The following is a 15,146-nucleotide window of genomic DNA, read 5'->3' as shown; positions in this document are numbered from 1 at the left end:
GCTTGTCAGATCATCGAGCGATGGATGCCTTGCGGCTCACCGCCGAGCTGTGTCAAAGCCGAGGAATGGAAAATGGAACCGGGAACGTGAACAGCATGAGAGAGTCCCGCATGCGCGTCACGCCAGAACCGCTGCATCGGGAATTTCACATGAAGAGCGCCACCACCTGAACGGGCGAAAATTTCATCCACTGCCCGTACTGCTCGCCATGCTGCAGCAGTCTGCGTGCGACGGCCGATAGCTCGCATCTCGAAGGTGATCTCCTGCTTCTTCTCGGTCATGTCCCAGAAGCGATCCACGGTCTCGAGTACTGCGGCACGGGAGGCCGCGATCTCCGCGGCTGCATCGCCGATAGCGAACAACACATACGGATCTTCCTTGATGGCTGTTCCCGACACTGTTACCCGATCTCGCTGCGCGTCGAGATGGCATCCGAGGGCGCCTTCGGCGATGCCGATCAGTGACGAGGTGATCCCGAGCGGGAAAATGCACGAGAACGGGAAGTTGTAGAGAGTCTGCTCTCGCCCGAACTCCTTCGCCGCCATCCCGTTCATCACCTTCTCTGCAGCCAGAGTCCGGTAATCCGGAATGTACGCATTTTTGACGATGAGGTCCTTGGATCCGGTTCCGCGCAGTCCGACCACATTCCAGCTGTCCGGGTCGATCTCGTAGTCCGAGCGTGGAAGCAACACGTGCAGCATCTTCGGAGGCATCACGCGGTTGCCTTCGGCGTCACCGAGTGCGGCACCGATCATTATCCAACCGCAGTGATCGGTGCCCGAGGAAAACGACCACCGTCCGTTGAGGATGTAGCCGCCGTCGGTAGGCGTCGCGACACCCATCGGTGCGTACGGCGAGGCCATCCACATGTCGTTGTCTTCGCCCCACACCTCGTCCTGAGCCTTGCGATCGAAGAAAGCCAGCTCCCACGGATGGACGCCGACGATCCCGGATACCCAGCCTGCGGCACCGTCCATGGCACCGATACCCATCGCGGTCTCTGCGAATTCGCGAGGGTGAGACTCGTAGCCGCCGTACTCTTTCGGCGCCAGCATGCGCATGACTCCGGCGTCGCGTAGGCGCTTCGCCGAGGCATCGGACAAGCGCATCAGCTTGTCTCCTTCGACGCCCTCTGCGCGAATCTCGTCGGCGAACTGTGAGATGTTGTCAAGAACCTGACCCATGATGATCTCGGCTTTCTACTTCGTTGCCCGGCCGATGTGCGCAGGCGGTCGTCTTCTCCGTTGTACTGCATTTTTTCCACTGCGGAAGAAAGGGGTTCCTCCGGAGCGGATCAGACGCGCTTGGTGCGCCCGTTCGAATGTGCTCGATCGATCGACGACACCGTGCCCTGTGCATCGGCAGCATGCTCGGCTGCGATGTAGCCGAACACCATCGCCGGTCCGATCGTCGCTCCCGCTCCCGCGTACTCGTTCCCCATCACCGATGCGGATGTATTACCGGTCGCGTAGAGGCCCTCGATTGCGGAACCGTCGGTGCGAAGAACCCTGGCATGAGCGTCGGTGCTGAGCCCGCCCTTCGTGCCAAGATCACCGGGCTCACAACGAATTGCATAGAAAGGACCACGATCGATCTCGTCGAGACAAGGGTTCTTCATGGTGGGATCGCCGTAGTAGCGGTCGTAGGCGCTGTCACCCCGACCGAATTCCTCGTCCTTACCCGACCGCGCGTACCCGTTGAATCGAGTGATGGTGGCGGCGAGCGCGTCGGCAGGGACGTCGATCTTCGCGGCAAGTTCCGCGAGAGTGTCGGCCTTGTGGACGACCCCCGAGTCGTAGAAACCCTGAGGAAAAGGCATTCCCGGCAGCACCTGTGCAAACGGGTAACGCGACCGGGCTTTGGTATCCATCACGAACCAAGCCGGAACGTGACCACCTTCGAGCTGGTCGTGAACGAAGTTCACGTAGGGAGAGGATTCGTTGGTGAACCGCTGTCCCATGCTGTCGACGATCACCGACGGCGGAATGCAGCGCTCGGAGACCAACGGGATGACCGCGCCCATCGGATGCAGAACGGAAGGCATCCACCATGCGTCGTCCATCAATGCGACATCGGCGCCGATGGCAAGGCCGGCAACGATTCCGTCACCGGTGTTCTCGCGAGCACCGGAACTGATGTCGGCCGTTCCGTGCTCTGGCAGGTAGCGCGAACGCATCTCCAAGTTGTGCTCGAATCCGCCGGTAGCGAGGAGGACACCTTTTCGAGCCGCGATGCGGATCGTGTCGTCGCCGCGCTGTGCCACGACTCCGCGTACCACTCCGGCGTCGTCGACGATGAGCTCGGTCATCGAGGTCTGCAGCCATACCGGAACACCGGAGTCTTTGAGGACCATCCGCAGTCGCGCCACGAGAGCGCGTCCACCGGTCGCCATGTGGCGTCGACGAACGACGTTCGACGCCACCCGCCACGCCGCGACCATGGATGCTCGACGACCCCTCCACGTACGCTTCACCATCGCGAGGTCGTGGTAATCCTTCGAGGTGACCCAGAGTCCGAGCGGGCCCTTCATGCTGTTGGGACGCTGGAACTTCTCGTCGTCGCCGAGTGCACGGGTATCGAACGGCTGGCATTCGATAGTGCGACCCAATGCGCTGCCACCCTCGTTCTCGGGGTGATAGTCGGAGTAGCCCTTGACCCAGTACAACTTCATGTGCGGACTCTTGTCCAGCAGCTGCATCAACGCTGGACCGTTGTCGACGAACGCATCCAGACGCTCTGCCGGGACCGTGCCGTCGGTGATGCTGTCCAGGTACGTGCGGATCGACTCACGAGAGTCGACGACACCCTTCTCCACGAGAGTGGGAGCATTCGGGATCCAAATGCCGCCGCCGGATATCGCGGTGGAACCGCCGTATGTCACACCCTTTTCGATGACGAGGGTGTCGAGCCCGCGGTTGGCTGCTGCTACTGCGGCAGCCATACCTCCGCCGCCGCTTCCCACGATGAGGAAATCGACTGTTTCGTCGAACTGTTCCGAATCGATACTCATTTTTGGACGGCGTCCTCTCTCAGAAGAAAAGCAATTACTGCACTTTCGAAGGCGGCTTTCTGTTCGATCATCGCCCAGTGACCACACTTCGGGAATACGTGTAGTTCGGCATTGGGTATCAGACGCATCGGCAGCAGCGCCATGTCCATTGGACTCACGCGATCGTCTCGACCCCAGGTCAGCAGGGTCGGAGCTTGTACGCGGTGCAGCTGAGCCCAGTACGGTGCCTCCGTCGACTTCGCAGCGGCCGCCGCATTTGCGGCAAAAGCCGCGCTGCTGTACATCTTCCGGGCACTCGCAAGGGTCTCGGGATCAGTTGCCTGGACCCACCGTTCCTCGATCAGTTCCTCGGTGACCATGGCGGGGTCGTACACCATGGAGTGCAACCAAGAAACGAGGCGATCCCTGGTCGGATCGTCGGTGAACTCCATCAGCAGTTTGATACCTTCACCCGGTCCGGGGCTGAAAATATTTCTTCCGATGCCACCGATGGTGACCAGCTTCGAGACTCGCTCGGGGTGTTCGATCGCGAATCGAGTCGCGACTATCCCGCCCATGGAATTGCCCAGCAAAGCAACTTTGTCGAGGCCGAGGCCGTCGAGGAATCGCGAAACCGCGTCCATGGCAGTGACCATCGGATGTCCACCGAAGTCGTCGCTGACACCGAAACCCGGAAACTCGAGCACGTAGGTGTGGAAATGCTCGGCGAATACATCGATGTTGCCGCGAAAGTTTCGCCAACCCGTGACGCCGGGGCCCGATCCGTGCAGCAGCACCAGTGGTGGGCCGTCGCCGGCTTCGTAGTACCGAAGTACGCCGAGATCGGTGCGAAGCTCCTTTTTCGAGCTTTCCTGGACACTCGAGACAGTGGTCATGTGCGCACACGTTGCCACCAGCAGGCCGCTGGATCGTCCCTCATCCCGGTCAGCGAGACCACCCGATATCCGTGACCGCGTTCGCCGGCCGATTCCACTGAACGAGACGGCACTGTCGGAGTGTGCACGGAGCTACCTAACCTGGAACTCGATCGCCGAAAGCCTCGGCGACACAACGAAACCGAAAGGTGCGCGATGTCGATCGAGTCGATGGAATCCGTCCTCACCACCGTCAGCACGGCACCGACGCCGCACGAGATGCGCCACGCCATGAGCCACTTCGCCAGTGGCGTCACCGTGATCACCGGTCTCTCCGATGACGGGCCGATCGGGTTCTGCTGCCAGTCGTTCGCGTCGGTCTCACTCGAACCTCCACTGATTCTGTTCTGCGCCGATCACCGGGGCCGCGCCTGGCCGCGCATCCAGGAGATCGGCCGCTTCACCGTCAACGTGCTACGCGAGGACCAGGGGGACATGTGCTCTCGCTTCGGTTCCAGTCGAGGAACGAAGTTCGAGGGTCTGGACTGGACACGATCGGCTTGGGGAACTCCGGCCCTGCCGGATGTGTTGGCGCGCGTGCATTGCGAAGTGGAGACAGTCCACCGTGCCGGTGACCACGACATTGCCATCGGACGAGTTCTCGGCCTCGAAGCCCTCGGCGAGCAGCGCCCGATGGTCTTCTACCGCGGCGCCTTCGGCCTCGCCGACACGGCCGGCATCTCGGGCACCTGAGGCCCGAAAGCTATGCCGAATCAGCGGACACTTCCGATGTGCAAGCGTCGAGCAAAGTTCGACGCTTGCACATCAGAGCCAGTGCCCGGACTGAACCGCCAGCAGCTGATCCAACGTTTCGGTCGACCAGGAGCTCTCGTGCGCGTGCGGAACGAGAGAACGTCGGCGAGGGTTTTCGAGGGCGGGAAACATGGTCTTGGTGACTTCGCGGACCGCGTCGACGACGAGTGGAGCAACCCGTTCCAGTTGGACGATTCCCGCATCGCCGGAAAGCGAGATGCCGGCCACCGGCCCTTCCACCGTTCGGACAGCAGCACCGACACATCCGATCCCGCGGACGGATTCACCCCGCTCGAACGCCAAACCGCGCCGCTGCCGAATGCGGTTGAGTTCGCTGTGCAACGTGGTGATGTCGGAGATGGTGGTGTCGGTACTACGTTCGAGGCGTTCCCCGAGCAACCGATCCACTTCCTCCGGGTCCAACCACGCCAGCATCGCTTTTCCGCTCGCGCTTGTGTGGGCGGGTACCCGACCACCGACCCGGGTCGGGATGGCGGTCGCGCCGCGGCCACCGAGCTTGTCGAGGTACACGCTCATGCCCCCGTCGAGGACCGTGAGATGCACGACCATTCCGGTGCGCACATGCAAGTTGTGCAGCAGGGGTGCGGCCGCAGCTCGGACCTGACTGTGGTTGTTGTCGCCTCCACCGAGACCGATCGAACGGCGACCGAGGCAATAGCCGAAGCTGGCGTGGTCGACCCAGTTCAGACGTACCAGCTGGTCGAGGATTCGGTACACGGTGGACCTGGGCAGCTCCGTACGGCAGGCCACCTCCTCCAACGTCAGGCGGGAAGCTCGACCATCGAACGCATCGAGGATCAACGTCATGCGTTCCACCATCGAAGGCGGTAGATCCTTTTTTTCTGCAGCACCGGGTGTTGAGGTGTTTGGACCGACCGAGTTCATCCGGTGCCTCCGCAATCGGCAGTAAGCCTGCCGGTAAAATTGAAATGAATTCTTGAAATGGTAACAGTTGTTCGCCTCACAGAGAAGAGGGTCCGCCATCCCGATGCCGGCACCGAGTCCGGTGAACGGGAACTACCGACGCATCCGATCGCCAGAGGTACTAGAGATGGAGGTATGCAACCTTCTCGTCCAACCTCGGAGCGTCACCGATGCACATTGGAATAACGTCCCCGATCGTCGTTCAACACCCGAGCAATGCGGCGGACTGGGAGGCGGGCGCGGGCATCGAGGAGCTGGTCCGCATTGCGCGCCAGGCCGACCGACTCGGATTTCATCACCTGACCTGCAGTGAGCACGTCGCCGTACCGGTCGATATCGCCGCCGAGCGTGGTGCAACGTACTGGGATCCGCTGGCCACACTCGGTTTCCTCGCCGCGCACACCGACCGAATCAAGCTGGCCACCCAGGTTCTGGTTCTCGGTTATCACCATCCACTCGCCATTGCCAAGCGCTACGGCACACTCGACGTCGTCAGCGGCGGCCGGCTGATACTCGGTCTCGGAGTCGGCAGTCTCCAAGAAGAGTTCGAACTGCTCGGCGCCGAGTTCGAGGGCCGCGGAGCCCGCGCAGACGACGCACTCGCAGCACTGCGGGCATCGCTGTCGCAATCGAATCCGGAGTATCACGGCACGCACTACGATTTCGAAAACCTCGTGGTCAAGCCCCACGCAGTCCAGACACGAGTGCCCTTGTGGATCGGCGGACGGACCCCCCGCTCACTTCGACGAGCCCGATCCCAAGGCGACGGCTGGGTTCCGTTCGGCCTGCCGCTCGGCGATCTCGAAAGCATGCTGGCAAAGGGTGAGCAGCGAGAGGATTTCGAAGTGGTCTTGAGCGCAGGCGCGCCGCTCGACCCACTCGGCAACAGAGCCGCAGTCGCCGACTCGCTCGAGCGCCGACGCCAGGCCGGTGCCACTATCGTGAGCGCGTCGATCCACGCAACGAGTGCGGAACACTACTGCGATCAGCTCGCCACCCTCCGCGCCATCGGCGACGAGCTGGACGTGGAGTTCCATTCGAACCAGATCGGAGCAACATCATGACGGACACCGACCAGCTGCTGCAGAACCTCCTCGATCGAGTGAATGCTCTCGAGGACACGCTCGCGATCACGAAGTTGCTGGCCACCTACGGTCCAGCCGTCGACAGCGGATCGGCCGAGGCAGTTGCGCATCTGTGGACCGAAGACGGGGTGTACGACGTCGACACCGGCGTACTGAACGGCCAGGCCGAGATCAAGGCCATGGTTCTCTCGCGCGCGCATCAGGGCTACATCAATGGTGGCTGCGCTCACCTGCTCGAACCCGGACATGTGCAATTGGACGGGCAGCGGGCCGTCGTGACGTGCAAGTCGCAGTTGATCCTGAATGACGGTGACGCGTACCGAGTCGCTCGCATCACCGCGAACCGGTGGGAATTGTCCAAGATCGGTGGGCAATGGAAGGTGACACGACGTACGAACCGACTGCTCGACGGCCGCGCGGAAGCTCGGGAACTGCTGGCGAAGGGCGTTCGAGACTGACCACGACGGTTTCAGGCCGACCAGGACGGGACCGGGGCACTCTCCTTTTCGGGGGATTGCCCCGGTCCCGTCGCTGTCTGCCTCGGGTGTCCAGAGCACCACCGCCACGGGGGTTCCGAAGAGCGATTCACGAACCGAAAGCGTGCGCATTCAGCTTATATGCGCTAGAAATAGAATTAACTCTAATTTTGAATGGAGGCTTTTCGTGAGCACAGCACTCGAATTGACCGGAAGAACAGCAATCGTGACCGGCGCAGGTGCCGGACTCGGCCGTGCAGAAGCAATGGCTCTCGGGGCTGCGGGAGCCGCAGTCGTCGTCAACGATATCGGCGACAATGCGCAGTCCGTCGCCGACGAAATCATCGCCGCAGGCGGCCAGGCGATCGCGGTCCTCGGGGACGTCTCGGACTGGTCTTTGGGCGAACGACTCGTGCAGTCGGCAAAAGAGAACTTCGGTTCGATGGACATTCTGGTCAACAACGCCGGGATCATTCGCGACAAGATGATCTTCAACCTGACCGAATCGGATTGGGACGATGTCATCCGGGTGCACCTCAAGGGGCACGCGGCCACCTCACATGCCGCCGCAGTTCATTGGCGAGCGCTCTCCAAGGAGGTCGGCGGCCCGATCTACGGTCGGGTCGTCAACACCGCTTCGGAGGCCTTCCTCTTCGGGTCCGCCGGCCAACCGAACTACTCGGCAGCCAAGGCCGGGATCGTCGCCCTCACACTCTCGACTTCTCAGGGGCTCTCGCGCTACGGCGTTCGGGCGAATGCAATCTGCCCTCGTGCGCGTACCGCGATGACCGCTCAGGCATTCGGGGAGAACACCGATCCGGAAGCGATCGAGGATCCGCTCTCCCCCGACCGGGTCGCCACTCTCGTCCACTACCTCGCCAGCGAAGCTTCGGAAGAAATCACCGGACAGGTCTTCGTCGTATACGGCAGAATGGTTGCCCTGATGGCAGCGCCCAAGGTCGAGAACACGTTCCAAACCACAGGTTCTAAATTCACCATCGACGAGCTGTCGGACAATCTGACACCGTACTTCTCCGGTCGCGGCCAGTACGAGACCTACTCCGCATACAGCGTGGCAGAGCTCGAGAAGACCGCATTGGCAGCCGTCGATTCGATGAGCGTCCGATGAGACTTCAAGGGAAAACGGCAATCATCACCGGCGGCGCAGGCGGCATCGGCCGCGCGATCACCACCGTCTTCGCCCGCGAAGGTGCCAATGTGTTCTTCGTCGACATCGACGAAGAAAAGGGAGCCGCACTCAGTGCCGAACTGGGCCCGAACGCCGAGTTCCTGTGCATCGACATCTCGCTTCCCGACTCGGCACAGACGATCTGCGACGCTGCCGTCGCCGCCTTCGGATCCGTCGACGTACTGGTCAACAACGCTCACGCGTCAAGGCAGGCACTGCTTGTCGATACGACGAGTGAGATGTTCGATCTGTCGTTCAACACCGGTTTCTACCCCACGGTGCACCTCATGCAGGCCTGCTACCCCCACCTGAAGGCCTCCTCCGGATCGGTGATCAACTTCGCTTCCGGTTCCGGGTTGGACGGAATGCCCACCCAGGCCTCCTATGCCGCAGCGAAGGAAGCAATTCGAGGGCTCAGCCGCGTTGCCGCCAACGAGTGGGCCGCGGACGGCATCAGAGTCAACGTGCTCTGCCCCTTCGCAGCAACCGAAGGCGTGCGCGCCTGGCAGGCTGCACACCCAGAGCGCGCCGCAGCGAGTGCCGCCAAGGTCCCGCTACAGCGAATCGGAGATCCCGAAACCGATATCGCTCCGGTGGCAGTGTTCCTCGCCTCCGAAGATTCCAAGTACATGACCGGACAGACACTGATGGCCGACGGCGGAAGCAACAAACTGCGCTGACGTCGATCGACCCGCTGCATTGAACATCACCGAGGTAGAGACCAACCAGGAGGAGAACTACATATGGAACGTTTCGATGGCAAAGTCGCCCTGATCACCGGCGCAGCACGAGGCCAAGGACGCTCTCACGCAATCGCTTTCGCTGAGCGAGGCGCCGACGTGGTGCTGTGCGATCGTTGCGAGGACCGCGACGTCGTGCGGTATCCGCTTGCCACACAGGACGATCTCGACGAGACGGTCCGGCTTGTGCAGGCAACCGGACGCAAGGCGATCAGCGCCACCTTCGACACCAGTGACCGTCAGGCGATGAACTCGCTCGTGGAGCGCGCCGAGTCAGAACTGGGCCGCATCGACATCGCTGTCGCGAATGCCGGCGTATCGGTCGCCGCGCCGGTGCAGTCGATGTCCGAAGCTCAGTGGGCAGAAACCATCGGCTCCAACCTGACCGGAGTCTTCAACACCGTCGGTGCTGTCGCACCGGGGATGATCAGTCGTGGATACGGGCGAATCATTACGATCTCATCCATGCTGGGCCGCGCCGGAAACACCAATATGGCCGCCTACGCAGCGTCGAAGTGGGGGGTCATCGGCCTCAGCAAGAGTGCCGCACTGGATCTGGCACCCCACGGAATCACCGTGAACACGATTGCACCGGGAAACATTTCAACTCCCATGATTCACAATGATTCCCTGTACGCGATGATGCGGCCGGACCTCGAAAAGCCGACCGCAGACGACGTCGCGCCCATCTTCCAATCCCTGCATGCGCAGCCGGTGCCGTGGCTCGACGCGGAGGAGATCACCCGCGTCGTCCTGTTCTTCGCCGCTGAAGCAAGTGCACATATCAGCGGCACGGTGCTTCCGGTCGACGCCGGAAACGCCGCGCGCGTCACCGGCTGACGCACACCCGAATCGGTGACGTCACGCAGTGAATACCGCTGTGACGTCACCGATTCCGGTAATCGATGCAGAGTAGGTCGAGCCTGCGGTCACCGAGACCATCGGGCCGAGTGCACCGGATAGAACGACTTCTCCTGCACGCAACGGTGAACCGTAGGACAAGCTGGTGTTCGCCAACCACGCAAATGCGGCCCAGGGGCTGCCGAGGCAATCGGATCCCTTACCCGTCGAGACCTGCTCTCCATCGGCGTACAGCGTCATCTCGACCTCTTCGAGATTCGGGGCATCGCCGCGGTCGAGGGAATCTCCGAGAACGTACAGACCGGAAGAAGCGTTGTCCGCCACGGTATCGGCCAAGCTGATGTCCCAGTCGACCACTCGGCTGTCGACGATTTCGAATGCCGCGAAGACCTTGCTCACGTAATCCGGAGCGGTATCGGCATCGATGGGCACTTCGATGTCACGGGAAACAGTGAAGGCGATCTCGGCTTCGATCCGTGGCTGCAGTAGCCGGCTGAAGTCGACCGCGTCGTCCTGCGTGCAATCCATGTCGTCGAGAAGAACACCGAAATCAGGCTGATCGACACTCATCTGCTTCTGCACAGCGGGAGAAGTCAAACCGATCTTTCGCCCTACGACGGTGCGTCCGGAAGCGACAAGCGCCTCGATATTGCGCGTCTGGACCAGGTAAGCGGCGTCCACGTCCTCACTGCCGATGAGGTCCCGGACGGGTGAACACGGAGTGGAAGTCGCAGTCGCAGTCGCAAGGCGGTCAGCAGCTTCGCTGATCGTATGAGGTTCGATCGTAGTCATGCCTGTGACGTTATGCGCACAACTCCACATGTCCCAGCATCTGTCTCATCAGGCGGGACGGGGCGCCTGGTCACTCAGCTCCTCGATGACGAACTTGGCGAGACTTCCCAGCCGCGCGCGGTCCGGCATCCGCGTCGGGACACCGAGTACATCCAGGGGCGCGGAGGTGACCGGGCCGACACAGATCGCGGCAACCGGGCCCTTCAGCGCCGCAAGGACCTGCTCGAGCATTCCGTTGTCCTTCGCCGTCGACAGCAGCGACGCGACGGCCGGGGCACTGGTGAAGGTGACGACGTCGACTTCGTGATCGAGAATCTTGCCCAACAAGTTCACCAGTGGGCGCTGATCCACCGGTCGGATCCAGCGGTAGACGGGTATGGGGCGCACTCTAGCGCCGAGGCCGGTGAGCGATTCACTCAGATGAATCGTCGGTTCCCATTCGGTGATGGTGCCGTGCAGTTGGACTGCGACATCGACACCGGCAATACCTTCGGCTTCGAGGTGGTCGGCCACCTCCTGAGACGCCTCGGTGGTCGGCGACCATTCCTCACGAAGCCCGACGCCGCGAATCGCACCTCGCGCCTTAGGGCCTCGCGCAACGATGCGCGAGGCCCTGAGAGCTTCGAGAAGCTCGTCTTCGGTGTTCCACTCCTTGGCCGCGTCGAGCCATCCACGAAAACCGACGGCCGTACTGATCACCACCATTTCCGGTGGCGACGCGACGATGCCCTCGGTCACCTCACGCAGCTCGGAGTCGTCGAGCAACGGCAGCACGTGAATCGCGGGTACGTGCACCGTGGCCGCACCGCGACGCTCCAGCATCACCGCGAACTCTTCTGCCCGGCGCTCGGCCGTGAGGGCAATCGTCTTGCCTGCAAGCGGGAAGGCCATGGGGCCACCCTAGTGGCGAACTAGCTGCTGAACTTGTCCGGATCAGGGCCGGTACGCCCGTCGACCGTGTCGAGTGCATTGATCTGTGCAACCTCGTCGTTGGTCAGCTCGAAGCCGAACACGTCGAAGTTGCTCGCGATCCGCTTCGGAGTCACCGACTTGGGGATCACCACGTTGCCGTGCTGGATGTGCCAACGAAGTACAACCTGAGCTGGGGTTACCCCGTGCGCTTCGGCGATCGGGGCGAGCGCCGGGTCGTCCAGGACGGTTCCGGAACCCAGCGGGCTCCACGCCTCGGTAGCGATGCCCTTCTCGGTATGGAACGCGCGCAGTTCGGTCTGCACGAAGTGCGGATGAACCTCGACCTGATTCACCGACGGGGTCTCCCCGACCTCCTCGATCAACCTCTCGAGCGTCGGGATGGTGAAGTTGGAGACGCCGATGGAGCCGATACGGCCGTCTGCCTTCAGCGCCTGGAATGCCTTGAACGTCTCGATGTACTTGTTGCGATCGAGCTGCTGCCAATGGATGAGGTACAGGTCCAGGTAATCGAGCCCGAGCCTGGCCATACTGGCGTCGAACGCCTTCAGCGTCGAGTCGTATCCCTGGTCGTCGTTCCACAGCTTGGTGGTGATGAACAGCTCGTCGCGGGCGATGCCGGACTCGGCGACAGCCTTCCCGGTGCCGGTTTCGTTCTCGTACACCTTCGCGGTGTCGATGCTGCGGTAGCCCACCTTCAGCGCCTCGGCTACTGCAGCTTGGGCACCGTCGTCCGGAACCTGCCACACACCGAATCCGAGCTGCGGAATCGCATGCCCGTCGTTGAGCACGATTGTCGGGACGGTACTGGTTTCGGAAGAAAAGGTCATACGAATGCCAACGGGTGACCGGACGAGTCTGTTCCCGAGGATCTGTTCCTGAGGATCTGAGATGCCGGGAGTGGAGCCTGCGGAACGACCCAGAGATGACGGGAGTGGAGCCTGCGGAACGACCCAGAGATACTTGCAGTGTGACTGCAACCTTGCGCGTGGACGATCTTGCGGCTTTCCACGGCGACCGAACGCTTTTCTCCGGCCTTTTCCTCACCGTCACGGAAGGGGACGTCATCGGACTTGTCGGTGCCAACGGGGCCGGTAAGTCCACCTTGTTGACGCTGTTGGCAGGCGTCGGGACAGCAGATTTCGAGGGTGATATCTACACCTCTCCGCCCGATGCCACTGTCGGCTATCTCGCTCAGGAACCCGAGCGTGTTCCAGGTGAGAAGGTTGTCGAATTCCTCGGGCGCCGGACGGGTGTCACTCTGGCCGAGGAGTCGATGAATGCTGCGGCGGAAGCACTCGGATCCGGCGATGGCGAGGATCTGTACACCCCGGCGCTGGAGCGGTGGCTCGCACTCGGTGGTGCCGATCTGGCCGAGCGCGCCGAGAAGGTCCTGGCAGAGCTGGGTCTCGACACCGGCGGAGAGGTCTTGATGACCTCACTCTCCGGTGGGCAGGCTGCCCGAGCCGGGTTGGCTGCGATCCTGCTGGCGCGTTACGACATCCTGCTGCTCGACGAGCCGACCAACGATCTCGACCTCGCCGGGTTGGAACAGTTGGAGCGATTCGTCGTCGACACTCGTGCGGCGATCGTCGTCGTCAGTCACGATCGTGAATTCCTCGAGCGCACTGTCACCGGCATCGTCGAGCTCGATCGAGCGCAGCACCGAATCGACGTCTACGACGGCAGCTATCAGTCGTATCTGGCCGAGCGTGAGATCGCTCGGCAGCATGCGCGTGAGAAGTACGACGAGTTCGCCGACACCAAGTCCTCGTTGGAATCGCGCGCCCAGATGCAACGCAACTGGATGGAGTCCGGGGTTCGCAACGCCCGTCGTAAAGCCCCCGACAACGACAAGATCGCGCGGAAGACTCGTGCCGAATCGACCGAGAAGCAGGCGGCGAAGGCTCGGCAGACCCAGCGCAGAATCGAGCGGCTCGAAGTCGTCGAGGAACCGCGTAAGGAGTGGGAACTGCGGATGGAGATCGCGAGCGCTCCGCGTAGCGGCACCGTCGTTTCGGTGCTGAGCGGCGCCGTGGTTACTCGCCCGGCGTTCACTTTCGGTCCGGTGACGACGCAGATCGAGTGGGGTGATCGCATTCTCATCACCGGTGAGAACGGGTCGGGCAAGACGACGTTGCTGTCGGTGTTGCTGGGCAAGTTGGTGCCGGACGAGGGCACTGCATCATTGGGTTCGGGTGTCGCGATCGGCGAAATCGACCAGGCGCGTGAGCTTTTCACCGGTGTTGCGACGGTGTCCGACTCGCTCAGCGCCGCGGTTCCCGATTGGCCCGACGCCGAAGTCCGCACTCTGTTGGCGAAATTCGGTCTCCGTGGAGACGACGCATTGAGGCCCGCAGGATCCTTGTCTCCGGGTGAGCGGACTCGCGCCGCGCTCGCCCTGTTGCAGGCGCGAGGAGTCAATCTCCTGGTACTCGACGAGCCGACGAACCATCTGGACCTCCCGGCGATCGAGCAGCTCGAGCGGGCGATGGAGAACTTCGAAGGAACATTGCTGCTGGTCACGCATGATCGACGGATGCTCTCAACGGTGCGCAGTACGCGACGCTGGGTGATGTCCGACGGGAAGTTGTCAGAAATGTAGGGTTGACGAATCGTTGGGTTTATACAACACTTTGATACATGAGCCCCATAAAGCGTGGCAACACGCTCCCGATCTACAACCGGGTGGGAGTTCTGCGGGCAGAACGAAAGATGAGCCGCGCGCAACTTGCCGAACTCGTCGAAGTGAACCCCCAGACGGTGGGCGCCCTCGAACGTGGTGACCACTACCCGAGTCTCGATCTCGCATTGCGAATCTGCGATGTCTTCCACCTACCAGTGGAAGCAGTGTTCTCGCGAGAAGAGTTCGGACCGCTCTCCGCAGAGTTGTATCGAAGGGAGAAGAGCCCATGACCACACCCGACGCCGCGGATATTTTGACCCGCTACCAGGCATTTCGAACCCGACGCTTTCTCGAGAACGACGCCAAGACACGACACTGGCTCCCGACGTGGCGCACCCAGCGGCGTCGACGCATCCTAGGGGTTGCCGTCGTAGCCGTTCTCTTCACGCTCCTGGCGATTTCCATTCTTTCCCTTTTCTCGCAGTGGGCTCCCCTCGCCTGGTTGCCGGCCACCGCGGCGTTCCTCGTGCTGTGGACAATGCTGCAAACGGTGTCCGGACGACACAGCGACGCCCCGGCGGGCGCACTCGACGAGTGGGAAGTCCAGCAGCGCAACGAAGCTCGCTCTATCGGGCTGACGGTGACCCAGGGCCTGGTGATGGTGTCGGTCATCGCGCTGATCTTCCTCTCGACCTGGATCGAGAACGATCGCCTTGCCTACGCGGGAGCCCTCTGGACACTGACCGCATTGCTGGCCGGAATCTGCTCTCCCGCTTTGATTCTCGCGTGGATAACCCCCGACCCCGATCCAGAAGACCTCTGACC

The 15,146-nt window shown here is 62.1% G+C and carries 16 protein-coding genes; 9 read left to right on the top strand and 7 right to left on the bottom strand.

Going from position 1 to position 15,146, the window contains the following annotated elements; translation table 11 throughout:
• Nucleotides 1-5: 5 nt before the first annotated feature.
• From BJD99_RS14160 to BJD99_RS14150, 3 genes are all read right to left on the bottom strand, one after another.
• Nucleotides 6-1,184: an acyl-CoA dehydrogenase family protein gene (locus BJD99_RS14160; RefSeq protein ID WP_084347637.1), complete on the bottom strand. Its 1,179-nt coding sequence runs from the start codon at nt 1,182-1,184 to the stop codon at nt 6-8.
• 110 nt (nt 1,185-1,294) lie between these two features.
• A complete protein-coding gene (locus BJD99_RS14155) occupies nt 1,295-3,010 on the bottom strand; it encodes an FAD-binding protein (RefSeq protein ID WP_084347635.1) in 1,716 nt (571 codons plus the stop codon).
• A complete protein-coding gene (locus BJD99_RS14150; protein WP_084347633.1) occupies nt 3,007-3,885 on the bottom strand; it encodes an alpha/beta fold hydrolase in 879 nt (292 codons plus the stop codon). The genes BJD99_RS14155 and BJD99_RS14150 overlap by 4 nt, the downstream gene beginning before the upstream one ends.
• Before the next feature lie 195 nt (nt 3,886-4,080).
• Here BJD99_RS14150 and BJD99_RS14145 point away from each other — a divergent pair, with 195 nt between their 5' ends.
• Nucleotides 4,081-4,617 carry a flavin reductase family protein gene (locus tag BJD99_RS14145; RefSeq protein ID WP_084347631.1) on the top strand — a complete coding sequence of 179 codons (537 nt, stop codon included), beginning with the start codon at nt 4,081-4,083 and terminating at the stop codon, nt 4,615-4,617.
• A gap of 72 nt (nt 4,618-4,689) precedes the next feature.
• Here BJD99_RS14145 and BJD99_RS14140 read toward each other — a convergent pair whose 3' ends face one another.
• Nucleotides 4,690-5,583: an IclR family transcriptional regulator gene (locus BJD99_RS14140; RefSeq protein ID WP_084347629.1), complete on the bottom strand. Its 894-nt coding sequence runs from the start codon at nt 5,581-5,583 to the stop codon at nt 4,690-4,692.
• 209 nt (nt 5,584-5,792) lie between these two features.
• Between BJD99_RS14140 and BJD99_RS14135 the strand changes: the two genes are divergently transcribed.
• The 5 genes from BJD99_RS14135 (at nt 5,793) to BJD99_RS14115 (ending at nt 9,952) form a co-directional block, all read left to right on the top strand.
• Nucleotides 5,793-6,686 carry a TIGR03619 family F420-dependent LLM class oxidoreductase gene (locus BJD99_RS14135; protein WP_084347627.1) on the top strand — a complete coding sequence of 298 codons (894 nt, stop codon included), beginning with the start codon at nt 5,793-5,795 and terminating at the stop codon, nt 6,684-6,686.
• The gene (locus BJD99_RS14130) at nt 6,683-7,165 is read left to right on the top strand and encodes a nuclear transport factor 2 family protein (protein ID WP_084347625.1); all 483 of its coding nucleotides are present in this window, start codon (nt 6,683-6,685) and stop codon (nt 7,163-7,165) included. The genes BJD99_RS14135 and BJD99_RS14130 overlap by 4 nt, the downstream gene beginning before the upstream one ends.
• Before the next feature lie 205 nt (nt 7,166-7,370).
• Complete coding sequence (locus BJD99_RS14125; RefSeq protein ID WP_084347623.1) at nt 7,371-8,312, top strand: 3-oxoacyl-ACP reductase; 942 nt, start codon at nt 7,371-7,373, stop codon at nt 8,310-8,312.
• The gene (locus BJD99_RS14120; RefSeq protein ID WP_084347621.1) at nt 8,309-9,052 is read left to right on the top strand and encodes an SDR family NAD(P)-dependent oxidoreductase; all 744 of its coding nucleotides are present in this window, start codon (nt 8,309-8,311) and stop codon (nt 9,050-9,052) included. Before BJD99_RS14125 ends, BJD99_RS14120 begins: the two co-directional genes overlap by 4 nt.
• A 63-nt stretch (nt 9,053-9,115) precedes the next feature.
• The gene (locus tag BJD99_RS14115) at nt 9,116-9,952 is read left to right on the top strand and encodes a mycofactocin-coupled SDR family oxidoreductase (RefSeq protein ID WP_084347619.1); all 837 of its coding nucleotides are present in this window, start codon (nt 9,116-9,118) and stop codon (nt 9,950-9,952) included.
• 21 nt (nt 9,953-9,973) lie between these two features.
• On the opposite strand, the gene BJD99_RS14110 is transcribed toward BJD99_RS14115, so the two are convergent.
• The 3 genes from BJD99_RS14110 to BJD99_RS14100 are packed head-to-tail and all read right to left on the bottom strand — an operon-like array spanning nt 9,974 to nt 12,525.
• Nucleotides 9,974-10,765: a 2-keto-4-pentenoate hydratase gene (locus tag BJD99_RS14110; RefSeq protein ID WP_084347617.1), complete on the bottom strand. Its 792-nt coding sequence runs from the start codon at nt 10,763-10,765 to the stop codon at nt 9,974-9,976.
• Nucleotides 10,766-10,813: 48 nt separating this feature from the next.
• The gene (locus tag BJD99_RS14105) at nt 10,814-11,656 is read right to left on the bottom strand and encodes a uroporphyrinogen-III synthase (protein ID WP_084347615.1); all 843 of its coding nucleotides are present in this window, start codon (nt 11,654-11,656) and stop codon (nt 10,814-10,816) included.
• 20 nt (nt 11,657-11,676) lie between these two features.
• Nucleotides 11,677-12,525, bottom strand: a complete 849-nt coding sequence (locus tag BJD99_RS14100) for an aldo/keto reductase (RefSeq protein WP_084347613.1) — start codon at nt 12,523-12,525, stop codon at nt 11,677-11,679.
• Nucleotides 12,526-12,665: 140 nt separating this feature from the next.
• On the opposite strand from BJD99_RS14100, the gene BJD99_RS14095 reads away from it, so the two are divergent.
• From BJD99_RS14095 to BJD99_RS14085, 3 genes are read left to right on the top strand one after another with little or no spacing between them, the layout of a single operon-like run.
• Entirely contained in the window at nt 12,666-14,300 is a 1,635-nt protein-coding gene (locus BJD99_RS14095; protein ID WP_084347611.1) for an ABC-F family ATP-binding cassette domain-containing protein, read from the top strand.
• A gap of 38 nt (nt 14,301-14,338) precedes the next feature.
• The gene (locus BJD99_RS14090; RefSeq protein ID WP_084347609.1) at nt 14,339-14,611 is read left to right on the top strand and encodes a helix-turn-helix transcriptional regulator; all 273 of its coding nucleotides are present in this window, start codon (nt 14,339-14,341) and stop codon (nt 14,609-14,611) included.
• Nucleotides 14,608-15,144 carry a hypothetical protein gene (locus BJD99_RS14085; RefSeq protein ID WP_084347607.1) on the top strand — a complete coding sequence of 179 codons (537 nt, stop codon included), beginning with the start codon at nt 14,608-14,610 and terminating at the stop codon, nt 15,142-15,144. Before BJD99_RS14090 ends, BJD99_RS14085 begins: the two co-directional genes overlap by 4 nt.
• Nucleotides 15,145-15,146 lie beyond the last annotated feature (2 nt).

The organism is Rhodococcus sp. 1163 (genome assembly GCF_002091985.1).
GTDB lineage: Bacteria > Actinomycetota > Actinomycetes > Mycobacteriales > Mycobacteriaceae > Rhodococcoides.
Note: the sequence above shows the minus strand (reverse complement) of the source record. Positions and strands in the feature narration are given on the sequence as shown.